Below are 13,795 nucleotides of genomic sequence, written 5' to 3' on the forward strand. Positions count from 1 at the left end.
ACAGCAAAGCCAAAGATACTGACAAGTTAAAAGAATATAATCTGGCAGACTGCATTGAATGTGGTGCCTGCGCCTACGTCTGCCCCAGTGAAATACCGCTGGTGCAATATTACCGTGTTGCCAAGGCCGACATTCGCGAACAGCAGCGCGAAGCGTTAAAAGCAGAACAAGCCAAAGCCAGATTTGAAGCGCGTAATGCCCGGCTGGAACGTGAAAAACAAGAGCGGTCAGAGCGCAACCAGCAACTTGCGGCTGCCCGTCAGCAACAACAGCAGGCATCAGGCGCCAATACAGCGGTAGCGGATGCCCTGGCTCGTATTAAAGCAAAACAAACACAAGCGGCTGCACCGGATGAAGAGCGAAGTCAGGCCCAGCTGCAAGCCGAGCGCGAGCTTAAAAAACAGCAAGCACGCGAGTATCAGCAACAAAAGGCGCTGGCAGCGCAGCAACCAGCTGACGCAGAGGCATCATCGTTACAACAGCCCGCCACTACTGCAGCTGCATCGGATAAAGCCTCAGCTGTGGCAGCAGCCATAGCACGTGCTAAAGCGAAAAAGGCAGCGCAGCAAACTGAGCCAGCTGACGCTGATAACACTGCTGCGACAAGCACTGACAATGCGGATGCGCAACACCAAACCGATCCGCGCAAAGCGGCCATTGCTGCCGCGATCGCCCGGGCTAAAGCCAAACAGCAGACACAACAAGTGCAGGACAGCACTGCGGATAACAGCACAGAACCGGCAGGCGACAACGTTTCAGCACAACCTTCTGCCCAGCCGGATCCACGTAAAGCTGCAGTTGCAGCAGCCCTTGCGCGAGCCAAAGCAAAAAAACTACAGGATGACACAAAAGACCATGAGCAAAGGGTAACAACTGCCTCAGAGACACAAACCGCGGAACAGCTATCTGACGCTCCTGAGCCTTCTGATACAGACACCGATCCACGTAAAGCCGCTATAGCTGCGGCTATTGCGCGGGCTAAAGCCCGTAAACAAGCCGACAGTGAGAAGTCATGAGTTTTAAAATAGCCAGTTCACCGCACCAGCACAGTCAGCGCAGCACATCGCAGCTTATGCGTTTGGTTGTACTGGCCTGCATACCGGGCATAGCCGTGCAGGCAGTGCTATTTGGTTACGGTGTGTTAATTCAGCTATTACTAGCGGTGATCACAGCCTGGCTCAGTGAAGCTTTAGTATTAATGCTACGCCGTAAAGCCGTATTGATCAGGTTAAAAGACAACAGTGCCATGCTGACTGCGGTGCTGCTGGCCGTGGCTATTCCGCCTTATGCGCCCTGGTGGATAATTGTCATCGGTACGGCTTTTGCCATCATTATGGTCAAGCAGCTGTACGGCGGCCTGGGTAACAACCTGTTTAATCCCGCTATGGCGGCTTATGTCCTGTTACTGGTGTCTTTTCCGCTGCAAATGACGCAGTGGTTACCCCCGCTTTCATTACAGAGCGTGACGCTGTCACCTTTGGATGCGGTGTGCAGCATTTTCACCCAGTTCAGCTGCAGCGGTTTTAGCCTTGCACAACTGCAAGCCAACGTTGATGGCGTAACGATGGCGACACCACTGGACACCTTAAGAACCGGGCTCAGCCGTGGCCTGACACTGGACGAGAACCTGCAAAACCCGGTGTTCTTCGCCTTTGCCGGTGCAGGCTGGCTTTGGCTGAATCTGGCCTATCTGGCCGGTGGTTTAGTCTTAATTCAGCAAAAAGCTATTGGTTGGCGTATTCCTGTCGCGGTTCTGGCCAGTTTGTTTGTCTTATCGGCTATTGCCAGCCTTGCTGCCCCCGACAGCATGGCGGGGCCACTGTTTCATTTATTTAGCGGCGGCACCATGCTGGCGGCCTTTTTTATCGCGACCGATCCGGTATCCGCCTCAACCACCAACAGGGGCCGGTTGATATACGGCGCGCTGATTGGTTTATTGGTGTTTCTTATCCGCAGTTTTGGTGGTTATCCGGATGCCTATGCCTTTGCAGTATTGCTGGCCAACATGGCGGTACCACTGATTGACTACTATACCCGGCCACGAACCTACGGCCATAGGCAAAGGAGCGAGCTGAAATGATAAAGGCAATCAGCAAAAACGCTCTGGCGCTGGCCGGCGCAGCGGCATTTTGTGTCGCGATACTGGGCATGGTAAACCAGCAAACCGCCCCGCGTATTGAAGAGCAGCGTCAGGCCAGCAAAATGGCAATACTGACTGAAGTGCTGCCAGGCATTAAAGTGACCTCTTCGCTGTTGCAGGACTGCGTGCTGGTGCAGGATGAACAGCTTTTAGGTCGGCCTGGTAAGCAGCAGCTATATCGCTGGCGTGACGGTAACGAACTGCACGCCTACATTATTGAAACCACTGCGCCCGATGGCTACAGCGGCAATATCGATTTAATTGTCGCGCTTCAGCCTGATGGCACGGTATTGGGCACCCGGGTGCTAAACCATCAGGAAACACCGGGGCTGGGTGATAAAATTGAAGCGCGTCGCTCGCCATGGATTTTTAGTTTTAGCGGCAAAGTAGTAACAGCAGACAACGCCGGCAAATGGGCAGTACGCAAAGACGGCGGTGACTTTGACCAGTTCACCGGCGCCACCATTACACCTCGCGCCGTTGTTAAAGCCGTGCGCAATGCCGTACTCTATGTGCAGCAACATGCCGAGCTGGCCACTCAGGCTGCCAACTGTTCGCAATAACAAGGTAGAGTAACAATATGAGTCAATTTAAAGAGCTGACAATACAAGGGCTGTGGAAAAACAACCCCGGCCTCGTTCAGCTACTGGGTCTGTGTCCTCTGCTGGCCGTAACGGCGACCGTAACCAATGCACTGGGTTTGGGCGTCGCAACCTTGCTGGTGCTGGTTGGCTCAAACGTCGCAGTATCGCTGGTACGCAATCATGTTGCCAGCGAGATCCGCATTCCGGTGTTTGTACTGATTATTGCCAGCCTGGTTACCGTGGTGCAACTATTAATGAATGCCTATACCTTTGGTTTATATCAATCGCTGGGTATTTTTATCCCATTAATCGTCACTAACTGCGCCATTATTGGACGGGCTGAAGCTTTTGCATCAAAAAATGCTCTGCTCCCCTCGGCGTTAGACGGTTTTATGATGGGTCTGGGCTTTATGCTGGTACTGCTGGTACTGGGAGCTATGCGCGAACTGCTTGGCCAGGGCACCCTATTCGATGGTGCCGATTTATTGCTTGGTGATTGGGCTAAAATGCTTCGCATCGAGGTTTTTGCAGTCGACAGCCATTTTCTATTAGCCATGCTGCCACCCGGAGCCTTTCTGGGCATGGGCTTATTAATCGCGCTGAAAAACGTTATTGATAACAAGCTTAAGCAAAAACAAACTATTGAAAAAGGCAGTATCGCCCGCGCCCGGGTTACCGGCGCTGCGCAGTAAACTGCCGGATAACAGATGAACAAACAAAAACGTATAGAAATATTAAGCCGGTTGCGCGAAGCAAACCCGGAGCCTACGACGGAGCTTGAATACAGCTCACCTTTTGAATTGCTGATAGCGGTTTTATTATCGGCACAGGCCACAGATGTCGGAGTCAACAAAGCCACCAGACACCTGTTTCCAGCAGCCCGAACACCACAGGCCATGCTGGATTTAGGCGTGGACGGCGTTAAACATTACATTAAAACCATCGGCTTATTTAATACCAAAGCCGAAAACGTCATTAAAACCTGTCGTATTCTGGTAGAGCAGCATGGCGGTGAGGTTCCCGAGAACCGCGAAGCACTGGAAGCCCTGCCGGGCGTCGGTCGAAAAACCGCCAATGTGGTGCTAAACACCGCCTTTGGCTGGCCTACCATAGCTGTAGACACCCACATTTTCCGCGTATCTAACCGCACTAAACTGGCACCGGGTAAAAATGTTGACGAGGTAGAACACAAGTTGCTTAAAGTGGTGCCAGACAAGTATAAACTCGACGTACACCACTGGCTAATTCTGCACGGCCGCTACACTTGCGTAGCACGCAAACCGCGCTGCGGCAGTTGTTTGATTGAAGATTTATGTGAGTTTAAAGACAAAACCGAATAACAGAATGTCTTTTTGTAACCATAGGCACATTGGAATTTATCTGGCAAAAGCTGTCGAGAAAAAATGTAATTAGTTAGGAGGCACAATGCTCAGAACGTTGGTTATTTTGGTATGGCTAAGTAGCTTTATTTCAATTTTTGCCACACCCTATAAAGGCCTCTTTGTGGTTGTTACCGCTGTCGCTACTGTTGCGTTGTTTTTCTTCCCTATTAAGTATGCTAACCGTGAGACAGTACGTGAAACAGCTCAAAAAGACCTTTCTTTTCTGGGATCTCCCCTTCCCTACCTGATAGTTGCCTTTTTAGCAATTATTGGGGTCTTACTCTGTGGTCATTAACGCATCCATTAACTCTATCGAGGATTCGGGTGTCAGAATCAAAGCAACACCGGTCGATGCAGGTATATATACTAAATCTTTATCTCTAGTCTGAACCATAAACGTCAGGCAATATATCCACTTGGATTGAGTCATGAGCAAAGTTATGGATGGGCTGACTATCACTTACAGGCAACAAATACGGGTTAACTCGCCTAACAAAGCACGAGCCAGGCTTGGGCTTTATATGCATACAAATACAGCGATTTTCAGAAGTTAAATACCAGCACGAATATTCGCTTTTGGCACTCAGCGGTCCTTCCGGGACAGCTGCATATGTTGCCATCAGCTACCGCACTGCGAATTCAGTCTGGCATACTATCGCCGTCGACACACATTTTCCGCGTATCTAACTGCACTAAACTGGCACCGGGTAAAAACGTTGATGAAGTCGAGCAAAAGCTGTTAAAAGTGGTCCCCAGCGAGTTTAAACTCGACGTACATCACTGGCTAATACTGCACGGCCGCTATACCTGTGTTGCCCGTAAGCCCAAATGCGGCTCTTGTATCATTGAAGATCTGTGCGAGTTTAAAGACAAAACTGAATAGCCCGTCAACTTAGCGCCTTAAACAGGCGCTTAATGCAGATGGTTGCTAATGTTTGCGCCAGCGAAGCACCAGTGCTGCTAATGCCACAATAATCACACCGGCAACCAAACCGGTAATACCGTCAACCAGTAACGATGTGATCATTGCAAACGCAGGGGTCGCCTGTTGTACCACCAACGACAGATGATGAAGCACATCAATATTGTGCGACAGGATACCGCCGCCAACCAAAAACATGGCAATGGTGCCGATAACCCCAAGCGCTTTCATTAATATAGGCGCCGCGATTAATAACCCTCGCCCCAAAGCGCGTTGCAAATTATTCCACTTACCGCTGACTGCTTTTCTAAGCATATATAAGCCGGCGTCATCCATTTTTACTATTGCCGCCACCAGACCATAAACCCCTATGGTAATCGCTATACACACTACGCTTAACACACCCAACTGGGTAATTAAATCAGCCGTTTTTACGCTACCAAGTACTATCACCACTATTTCTGCGGACAGAATAAAGTCGGTTCGGATCGCGCCTTTTATTTTCTTTTTCTCTAATGCCACTATATCAATTTTGTCATCCGCCAACGCCTGAAGCCTGGCTTGCCGCTCTGCAGGCGGTGGGAGCAGAAAAAAGCGATGCACGACTTTTTCTGCTCCCTCATAACAAAGATATAAACCGCCCAGAATAAGTAACACCGTAATAAGTACTGGTATAAAAGCGCTGATTAACAATGCGGCAGGAATTAAAATGAGTTTATTGACAAAGGAGCCTTTTGCTACTGCCCAAACCACCGGAATTTCCCGTTCTGGTTTAACACCTGTCACCTGATCAGCATTGAGTGCCAGATCATCACCCAGTACGCCTGCTGTTTTCTTCACTGCGACTTTAGACAGCACAGCAACATCATCAAGCAAGGTAGCAATATCATCAATAAGGGCCAGTAGATTAGCTGCAGCCACAAACCATCCTTTTGTTATTTATAAGAATATCAGCATACTGGTATCAGATAAATTTGTACATGCCGTGCGTACACCGTTGCAATTTTGCCCCTGCAACCCGGTTATCTTATTTAAGTACGTCTATGCTAAGCGACAGAAAACGCTCTGATATGGTAACATCTGTCGCTGTACTGCCAATGCTGGCCAGGCAACAAAGCTATTAAGGCCGGCATGCTGGTATCTAATCACTTTGCAAGTCCCGCAACAAAACTGATGAGGAGTGCGTTATGAGAATGCTGCACACTATGCTGCGCGTAGGTGATCTGGACAAATCTATTGCTTTTTATACTGAAGTGCTGGGTATGAAATTACTGCGTCAGTCTGAAAACACTGAATACAAATATACTTTAGCTTTCGTTGGTTACGGTGACGAGAGCGACAATACTGTGCTGGAGCTGACGTACAACTGGGGTACTGACAGCTACGATTTAGGTAATGCGTTTGGTCATATCGCGCTGGAAGTTGAAAACGTTTACGACGCTTGCGATAAGATACGTGCCAAAGGTGGCGTAATAAGCCGTGAACCCGGCCCGGTTAAAGGCGGCACTACCGAAATCGCTTTTGTGCGTGATCCGGACAACTATGCGATAGAGCTGATCCAGAAAAAAGACCGTTACGACACATTGTAACGTCAAACGAGCCTGCATATGAACGACCGCAGGCTCAGCTTTTATCGCTGCCTTAACGCTCCTTTTCAGTAAAACGTCAGCGCTTTACCGCAGCAGCAAATTGTTCTAAGCGGCTAATCAGCGCATCGCTGTACACAGGCTGATATAAGCTACGCATAGTGCCATCCAGATAACTCTGCTCCAGCGCGGCCTGCCACTTCGCAATGCGCTCATCTGGTACATCTTTACTAAACGCCAGATAGCGCTTACGTTTAGTTAATACCTTCAGTTCCACCAATTCGTAACCGGCATCTGCAACCCGTTTTCGAAACTCCGGTAAGGCGTACTCTGTCACCGCGATTAAATCTATGCGCTCAAACAGCAGCATATCAAGACAATCACCCGATTTACTGGTCAGCAGCAAATTCTTCCCATCTTTAAAGCCAAGCTCGGCCAGGTTCTGCGCCGTTATCGAGTTTACATAATTACAGGCAACAAATTTTCCGGGTAACACCCTATCTTCCGGATCGTCGCCTATTCTGTGCTTTAAACCATATAACGAAATATTGTACAGCATAATAGGGCCAACCCAGTTGAACCAGGGTTCCCGCTCGGGCGTGCGCACTGTTTCAAACAGCATAGTGTTATTGCTGCTACGGGCGATGTTAAGCGCTCTGCCCCAGGGCATCAGTTCAATATCGGCCGGTTCCTTTAACCGCTGTTGCAGTAGCCTTACCAGCTCGACGGTTACACCAGTCACCCGGCCGCTATCATCAACGTACTCTGCTGGCGGATTATGCTCGGTCAGAATGCGAAACGGTTCAGTGCGACTGGCAACCGCTTGCATGCTGAAAAATACTAAACCTAGCCCCAGCCAGGTTTTCAGTACAGGTGACATCACTATTCTACCCAATTTAACAAACTGCTTTATAGCTCAACGTTAATAACATGGTAAAACAGAAAATAAAACAACACTTTATGGCACTTCTTAATCTAATGTAATTATCACTTTTTCATTAAGTGACATCGCCAGGTTGTTGTCATAATACGCCGCTTCATTAATAAAGGTTGGGTACACGGTGGCATCGCCGTCATAGTAAATTTCTGTGCCATCAAACAAGGTGAAGATAGGATCGCCCGGGTTGATAGGCTGATAGTCGTTGTCCTGCACATTCTTATGCACCATACCAATACGCTCGCCCTTATCATTCATCGGCAGCTTAATACTGTGCAAATACCGAAAGGCTTCAGTCTGTTTAGGTAGTTCAGGTAATTTATCGTTGTTGTATAACTCAACAAAATCGAGAATATGGCGGGTCATGGTATCCATCAGCTCCAACACATCCTGCCGCAGCACTGATTGAGGCTGCGGGCCAACTTCCACCAATACACCGTAACGGCCAAGGGTACACATCAGCGCATGGTCTTCAGCCGCAAAATGGTCTTCATCACGGGAAATAATAGCTTCTGGCATCACCATTTTAACGTAGGCCGCCAGCTTGTTATAAAATGGCCCGGCCTGGGTCAGAATTAAACACGCGCCCATATTACTGGTGGTGTTGTGCAAATCAATTAGCAGATCGGTTCTGGCGTTACCTTTGGGGCCCAGCTGCGTATTAAGCACCTTTGCCCGGCTTTGTTCATAGTTACTCAGCTGCGGGTTAGCCAGGTCAGTATTTTTAAACTGCCGGTTCAGATCACTGTGTAAATAGCGCTTGTTGGCATAATGCGCCTCAGGGTTCGCCCAGACCAGTTCAGTGTGAAAACTGGGGCGCGTGACCTGTTCCGGTTGACCCTGATATTGTCTGACAAGATAAATACCTGAGAATTCGTTACCGTGCACACCGCCGACAATGGCGACTTGTTTAATTTGATCCATAAATACGCTCATCAATGCTGTAATACAGGCTTAGCCTAATGCAAGAGCGATATTATGACCAGAATAGAAAGGAAAAAGAATAGATTAAGAATATAAATTCTTTATATATGAATATAAATGCAAATTATGCAGCTGGCTGCGCCAAATCCATTGCACTATCAGAAATACGCACCAACTCGTTATGCAATATTTGTTGGGCCTGACAAGTACATTTACCGCATTGGCTACCCAAGCCTGTACACATTTTCAGTTCACGCATCGTTGATACCCCTTCAGCCACTTTCTGCTTAATGGTTTTATCAGTAACAGCTTTACATAAACATACGTACATCATGGCACCTCTGGGCTAAGACAGAGGCATTTTAATATTATTAAGAACTATTATCAATAGTATTTGCGCACAGGCTTGCAATAAAAAATGCCGGCATAACACCGGCATTTTAACCACAGAACAAAGATCATTAGCCTAGCGAAATAATACTTTCTCTTGCTGGAACCAATGCACACAAAAGCCAATCGCAGCGGCAGCCAATAATAAGGTGGAACCAAAAATCAGTGCCAGCATCATGTAATCTGCCGTACCCTTTATCAGCTCTTTTATCGCCAGCGCCACATTCATTACCGGTACTAAAGCCGTTTTGGCATTCAGTTCAACCCCTGGCATCATAGCCGCCACTAAGGGTAAAAATATTAATATTGATAACGGGCTGATGTAGTTTTGTGCCTCTTTAAAGGTGCGGGCGTAGATAGATATTGCCAGCAGCAACGCTGCAAAGACGGCTGATATTGGCAGTAACAATGAGAAAATCAATATCAGCTCTGTAATAGCAATAGCTGACATCGCTTCCTGCACAACAGCCATACCAGCAAAAGAGCCTATAATGGCGCCCCAGATACCAAAGCTGCCCACTGTTATCAGTGCTCCAACCAAACCTGTAGTCAGCACGGTTAAGAATTTCCCCAGCACAATACTGATGCGGCTAATTGGGCATATTAACAAGGTCTCGAGTGTGCCCCGCTCTTTCTCGCCAGCCCCCATATCAATGGCCGGATAAGAGGCTCCCAGCAGACAAAGCGGTACCAGAATATAGGCAATCACAGCGCCGAACTTTTCACCGATATTCTCGCGCTTATCTGCGGTATCCACCTTTTGCACGTCCACCGGCTTGATAATAGCAGCCAACTTTTGCGGGTCGACATTAAGCTGATTCAAGGTTTCGCGTTGCAGCTTTTCATTATAGGTTGCCAGCATCTCGGCAAAGTAGCGATACATGAAATCAAATTGTGATGACTGGTTATAAATAATCTGCCATTGCACCTGCTCGGACACCTGACGCTTAGCTGAAAAATCAGCCGGGATGACAATGGCTACATCAAACTCATCGTTGCGGATAGCCGCTACAAGATCTGCTTCTGATGTTTTATCTGTTTTTACCTGCTTAAAGTTCTTATGGTAGAACATGGCATCGCTGAACTCGGGTGCTTGCTCAGCATTGATAATTACATAGCGATGTTCTTCCTGCATGGCTTTGCTTGTGGTACTGGATAACACCAGCCCCATCACACCAAAGATAACCGGAAAGATAAAAATCGGCAGCAGAATAACGAATATCAGTGTTTTCTTATCCCGCATCAACTCAGTCAGTTCTTTAAAATATACCTGCCACATTTATGCTGCTCCTTGCTGTTGTGTACCTGCACTGCCCTGCAATACCGACAAAAATGCTTCACGTAAGTCGCCGCCAGCTGACAAGGCTTTAAACTGCGCGATATCGCCGGAAAACGCACTGACGCCCTTATCAATCACTACAACGCGGTCGCATAGCGACGCCACTTCATCTAAATGGTGGGTAGAAAAAATAACCGGCGTACCAGCAGCTTTTAAGCTCTTAATAAAATCCAGCACTGTCTGTACTGTCATAATATCAAGTCCCGTTGTGGGTTCATCCAGAATAACCACTTTCGGGCTGTGCACCACTGCACGGGCGATCGCCGTTTTCTGCTTCATGCCGGTAGACATGTTGTCTGCACGCCTGTTGGCAAAATCATGCATGTTCAGCAATGTAAATAACTCATCGATACGCAGCTTCAGTGCCTTCTCATCCATACCATGTAAACGGCCAAAATACGCCACGTTCTCATACGCCGTCAGCTTGCCATACAGGCCTGTATCTGCCGATAAAAAGCCGATCTGCTGACGGGCCTTTACCGGTTGCCTGAGTACATCAACACCATTTAACAGCACTGTGCCACTGTCTGGCTTTAACGCCGTGGACAACATGCGAAGGGTCGTTGTTTTGCCAGCGCCGTTTGGGCCTAGTAAACCTAACACTTCACCGCTACCGCAGTTAAAACTGACATTACGTACCGAATGAAACGCATCTTTGCTGTAGCGCACGTCCTGCTTTTCGGTGTCTGATAACTTGTTGTTCTTCCCCAGCGCAAACGCTTTTGCCAATTCCTGAATATCTATCATGCAACCATCCTGTTTGTTGTACCACTATCGCTGTCGCAGCGGTCGAAAATAGTCTGTGTTGTTATAAAACCCGGGATTATTATTGTCGTCATACCAACCGGGCACACCCAGCACAGGCAAGGGTGTTAGCTGTTGATTATCAAGAAGTACTGCTCCGTTAGCAATTTGTTCATGTAGTTCACGGTCAAGAAAACTGTAAGCAGCTGTTAAAGACCACTGGCAAAACCCGTCAGGGACCTTTATAAACAGCGTTTTTGCTGTTAAGCCAATAAAAGGTGCCGTGGCCATCTCATAAATAGCATGACCAAAGATCACCGGCCTCAGTTTTTGCCACCAATCCGCACGTTGCACAACAAAACTCTGCCGCCACTGATGTGTTCTAAGCAACTCCACCTGCTGCCATGCCGCAGACTCAACACACAGTACTACGCCACATTCATCAAATAACGTCAGCTTGTTACGCAACTTACTGCGCTGTTTCTGACCATGCAGATGTATCTCGGCAATATGCAAACGATTAAGCAGCTTTTTGGTGTCAGGAAATAAACACCAGATCAGAGCGCCGAAGAAATCATGCCAATTTTCACTGCGGGTTGGGACCTGGGCTGTAGCATAGATAAACTCCTCATAGTACCTGCCATCCTGCTCTAACGCTGAGTTATCAACAAAGCTTATAGCCTCATCGCGGCGGCATTTATTCAGCGCAGACACAGACGGCCACAGTGTAAATCTGTCTGGATTAAATACCTGACATAAATCAGAAAACAGATTGTTGTTCGTTAATAAATTGCTCTGCCAGTTTACAGGCGCAGAGAAACGGTTTTTGTTCATGGTTCTTTGCATAACTTGAGAATTCTGTTGCCGTGACTGAAATTAGCCAACGGTAATTACTTTTTAAAAGCGATAAAAAGCACTTGCTTTTTTGCCATGGCATGGCACATTCAGGTAGTGCGTTTAGACGTACATACTGCCAAACAATGTGTTTAAACCTATGGGTTTATCCGAAATTAATTAATAGAGGTTATCATGTGTTCGATATTCGGGGTGCTTGACATCAAAACTGATGTTAAAGCCTTGCGCCAGCAGGCGCTACAGTTATCCAAGTTATTACGTCATCGCGGGCCAGACTGGTCTGGCGTATGGAATAACGACAATGCCATTTTAGTGCACGAGCGCCTGGCGATTGTAGATACTGAAAATGGCGCCCAGCCCCTGATTAATGATAATCGAAATCACATTCTGGCAGTGAATGGTGAGATCTATAATCATAAACAGCTCGAAAAAGAGCTGGCGACACCTTATCCATTCAAAACCAAGTCAGATTGTGAGGTGATATTACCGTTATATCTGGAGCATGGCACTGAATTTATTGACAAATTACAGGGTATGTTTGCTTTCATTTTGTACGACGCAGAGCAAAACCGTTACCTTATCGCCCGCGATCATATCGGTATTATTCCGCTGTACTACGGTTACGATGAGCACGGCCAGCTGTTTGTGGCATCAGAGTTAAAGGCACTGGTGCCGGTATGCAAGCAAATTAAAGAGTTTCCACCGGGCCACTATTTTGACAGCAAAGTAGGTGAGCTGCGTAAGTACTATCAACGTGACTGGATGAGTTACGATGCGGTGAAAGACAACCCGGCAAGCCTGACAGAGCTTAAAGCGGCGCTGGAACATAGCGTAAAAAGCCATCTGATGTCAGATGTTCCCTACGGCGTGCTGTTATCAGGCGGCCTGGATTCATCTCTGACATCGGTAATAGCCCAGCAGTTTGCCAAGCGCAGGGTTGAAGATAATGATCAAAGTGAAGCCTGGTGGCCACGTCTGCACTCGTTCGCTGTCGGCCTGGCGGGTTCACCGGATCTGATTGCAGCACAGAAAGTGGCAGATGCTATCGGCACCGTGCACCATACTGTGCATTTTACTGTGCAGGAAGGCCTGGACTCACTGCGTGATGTCATCTATTTCCTCGAAACTTATGATGTCACCACGATCAGGGCGTCAACACCAATGTACCTGATGGCACGGAAAATCAAAGCCATGGGCATAAAAATGGTGTTGTCCGGCGAAGGCTCTGATGAGTTGTTCGGTGGCTACCTGTATTTCCATAAAGCGCCTAATGCCAAAGAGTTTCACGAAGAAACGCTGCGTAAACTCGACCGCCTGCATATGTTCGACTGCAACCGCGCAAACAAAGCGATGTCAGCCTGGGGTATTGAAGCCCGTGTGCCTTTCCTTGATAAAGAATTTATGGATGTGGCGATGCGCTTAAACCCACAAGCTAAGATGTGCGGTGGCGGTAAAATGGAAAAGCATATTCTGCGTCAGGCCTTTGATGGCGTGCTGCCGGATGAAATTTTATGGCGGCAGAAAGAGCAGTTCTCTGACGGCGTTGGCTACAGCTGGATTGACAGCTTAAAAGCCCATGCGGAAAAAGAAGTAACCGATCAACAAATGGCGACAGCCAGCTTCCGCTTCCCGGTGAATACGCCGGACAGCAAAGAAGCCTATTATTATCGGGTCATTTTTGAAGAGCATTTCCCGCATGCCGGCGCTATCGCCTGCGTACCAGGTGGCAAATCAGTTGCCTGCTCTACGCCGGAAGCCCTGGCCTGGGATGCCAAAATGGCTCAGCTGACCGATCCGTCTGGCCGTGCTGTACGTGATGTGCATGCGCAAGGTTATTAAAAATAACCGACCAGTAAAAATCCACCTCCATAGGAGGTGGCTTTGCGTTGGCCCCCTATAAGGGGGCTTAATTATTTTCTACATCCAGCCTTAATTGACGTTCCTCGTCTTCTCTGCCCACTTTATCCTGATGCCTGACATAGCGCCGGATAA

At 48.0% G+C, this 13,795-nt stretch carries 14 protein-coding genes and 2 pseudogenes; 9 read left to right on the top strand and 7 right to left on the bottom strand.

Annotation, left to right across the window (positions count from 1 at the left end; all coding sequences use genetic code 11):
- The 7 genes and pseudogenes from VIN66_RS09250 to VIN66_RS09280 all read left to right on the top strand — a co-directional run.
- Nucleotides 1-1,016 (top strand): annotated as a pseudogene (locus VIN66_RS09250) (electron transport complex subunit RsxC); the annotation flags it as partial.
- Complete coding sequence (gene rsxD / locus VIN66_RS09255; protein ID WP_331923713.1) at nt 1,013-2,080, top strand: electron transport complex subunit RsxD; 1,068 nt, start codon at nt 1,013-1,015, stop codon at nt 2,078-2,080. The pseudogene VIN66_RS09250 and the gene rsxD, both read left to right, overlap by 4 nt.
- A complete protein-coding gene (rsxG, locus tag VIN66_RS09260) occupies nt 2,077-2,703 on the top strand; it encodes an electron transport complex subunit RsxG (RefSeq protein ID WP_134054368.1) in 627 nt (208 codons plus the stop codon). The genes rsxD and rsxG overlap by 4 nt, the downstream gene beginning before the upstream one ends.
- 17 nt (nt 2,704-2,720) lie before the next feature.
- Nucleotides 2,721-3,416: an electron transport complex subunit E gene (locus VIN66_RS09265; protein ID WP_331923714.1), complete on the top strand. Its 696-nt coding sequence runs from the start codon at nt 2,721-2,723 to the stop codon at nt 3,414-3,416.
- 15 nt (nt 3,417-3,431) lie between these two features.
- Complete coding sequence (nth, locus tag VIN66_RS09270; protein WP_331923715.1) at nt 3,432-4,064, top strand: endonuclease III; 633 nt, start codon at nt 3,432-3,434, stop codon at nt 4,062-4,064.
- 85 nt (nt 4,065-4,149) lie between these two features.
- Complete coding sequence (locus VIN66_RS09275; protein ID WP_331923716.1) at nt 4,150-4,401, top strand: hypothetical protein; 252 nt, start codon at nt 4,150-4,152, stop codon at nt 4,399-4,401.
- 357 nt (nt 4,402-4,758) lie between these two features.
- Nucleotides 4,759-4,989: pseudogene (locus VIN66_RS09280) on the top strand (endonuclease III); the annotation flags it as partial.
- 45 nt (nt 4,990-5,034) lie between these two features.
- Here VIN66_RS09280 and VIN66_RS09285 read toward each other — a convergent pair.
- Nucleotides 5,035-5,949, bottom strand: coding sequence for a DUF808 domain-containing protein (locus tag VIN66_RS09285; protein ID WP_331923717.1), 915 nt, complete (start codon nt 5,947-5,949; stop codon nt 5,035-5,037).
- 266 nt (nt 5,950-6,215) lie between these two features.
- Here VIN66_RS09285 and gloA point away from each other — a divergent pair, with 266 nt between their 5' ends.
- On the top strand, nt 6,216-6,617 hold the full coding sequence (gene gloA / locus VIN66_RS09290) for a lactoylglutathione lyase (RefSeq protein ID WP_331923718.1): 402 nt from the start codon (nt 6,216-6,218) through the stop codon (nt 6,615-6,617).
- Nucleotides 6,618-6,693: 76 nt separating this feature from the next.
- On the opposite strand, the gene VIN66_RS09295 is transcribed toward gloA, so the two are convergent.
- The 6 genes from VIN66_RS09295 to VIN66_RS09320 form a co-directional block, all read right to left on the bottom strand.
- Complete coding sequence (locus VIN66_RS09295; RefSeq protein ID WP_331923719.1) at nt 6,694-7,494, bottom strand: substrate-binding periplasmic protein; 801 nt, start codon at nt 7,492-7,494, stop codon at nt 6,694-6,696.
- Between the two features lie 90 nt (nt 7,495-7,584).
- The gene (locus VIN66_RS09300) at nt 7,585-8,475 is read right to left on the bottom strand and encodes an aspartoacylase (protein ID WP_331923720.1); all 891 of its coding nucleotides are present in this window, start codon (nt 8,473-8,475) and stop codon (nt 7,585-7,587) included.
- Between the two features lie 124 nt (nt 8,476-8,599).
- A complete protein-coding gene (locus VIN66_RS09305) occupies nt 8,600-8,809 on the bottom strand; it encodes a bacterioferritin-associated ferredoxin (protein WP_349257532.1) in 210 nt (69 codons plus the stop codon).
- A gap of 132 nt (nt 8,810-8,941) precedes the next feature.
- The gene (locus tag VIN66_RS09310; protein ID WP_331923721.1) at nt 8,942-10,144 is read right to left on the bottom strand and encodes an ABC transporter permease; all 1,203 of its coding nucleotides are present in this window, start codon (nt 10,142-10,144) and stop codon (nt 8,942-8,944) included.
- Complete coding sequence (locus tag VIN66_RS09315) at nt 10,145-10,951, bottom strand: ABC transporter ATP-binding protein (protein ID WP_331923722.1); 807 nt, start codon at nt 10,949-10,951, stop codon at nt 10,145-10,147. It abuts the gene before it with no gap.
- Between the two features lie 24 nt (nt 10,952-10,975).
- A complete protein-coding gene (locus tag VIN66_RS09320; protein WP_331923723.1) occupies nt 10,976-11,782 on the bottom strand; it encodes a DUF3025 domain-containing protein in 807 nt (268 codons plus the stop codon).
- Between the two features lie 195 nt (nt 11,783-11,977).
- On the opposite strand from VIN66_RS09320, the gene asnB reads away from it, so the two are divergent.
- A complete protein-coding gene (gene asnB, locus VIN66_RS09325; protein WP_331923724.1) occupies nt 11,978-13,642 on the top strand; it encodes an asparagine synthase B in 1,665 nt (554 codons plus the stop codon).
- Nucleotides 13,643-13,795 lie beyond the last annotated feature (153 nt).

This window comes from Rheinheimera sp. (genome assembly GCF_036568245.1).
GTDB lineage: Bacteria > Pseudomonadota > Gammaproteobacteria > Enterobacterales > Alteromonadaceae > Alishewanella.

Coding starts and splice junctions, on each gene's coding strand:
- rsxG (WP_134054368.1), top strand. CDS start 2,077: ATGATAAAGGCAATCAGCAAAAACGCTCTGGCGCTGGCCGGCGCAGCG.
- VIN66_RS09300 (WP_331923720.1), bottom strand. CDS start 8,475: ATGGATCAAATTAAACAAGTCGCCATTGTCGGCGGTGTGCACGGTAAC.
- rsxD (WP_331923713.1), top strand. CDS start 1,013: ATGAGTTTTAAAATAGCCAGTTCACCGCACCAGCACAGTCAGCGCAGC.
- gloA (WP_331923718.1), top strand. CDS start 6,216: ATGAGAATGCTGCACACTATGCTGCGCGTAGGTGATCTGGACAAATCT.
- VIN66_RS09320 (WP_331923723.1), bottom strand. CDS start 11,782: ATGAACAAAAACCGTTTCTCTGCGCCTGTAAACTGGCAGAGCAATTTA.
- VIN66_RS09295 (WP_331923719.1), bottom strand. CDS start 7,494: ATGTCACCTGTACTGAAAACCTGGCTGGGGCTAGGTTTAGTATTTTTC.
- nth (WP_331923715.1), top strand. CDS start 3,432: ATGAACAAACAAAAACGTATAGAAATATTAAGCCGGTTGCGCGAAGCA.
- VIN66_RS09310 (WP_331923721.1), bottom strand. CDS start 10,144: ATGTGGCAGGTATATTTTAAAGAACTGACTGAGTTGATGCGGGATAAG.
- VIN66_RS09315 (WP_331923722.1), bottom strand. CDS start 10,951: ATGATAGATATTCAGGAATTGGCAAAAGCGTTTGCGCTGGGGAAGAAC.
- VIN66_RS09305 (WP_349257532.1), bottom strand. CDS start 8,809: ATGATGTACGTATGTTTATGTAAAGCTGTTACTGATAAAACCATTAAG.
- VIN66_RS09265 (WP_331923714.1), top strand. CDS start 2,721: ATGAGTCAATTTAAAGAGCTGACAATACAAGGGCTGTGGAAAAACAAC.
- VIN66_RS09275 (WP_331923716.1), top strand. CDS start 4,150: ATGCTCAGAACGTTGGTTATTTTGGTATGGCTAAGTAGCTTTATTTCA.
- asnB (WP_331923724.1), top strand. CDS start 11,978: ATGTGTTCGATATTCGGGGTGCTTGACATCAAAACTGATGTTAAAGCC.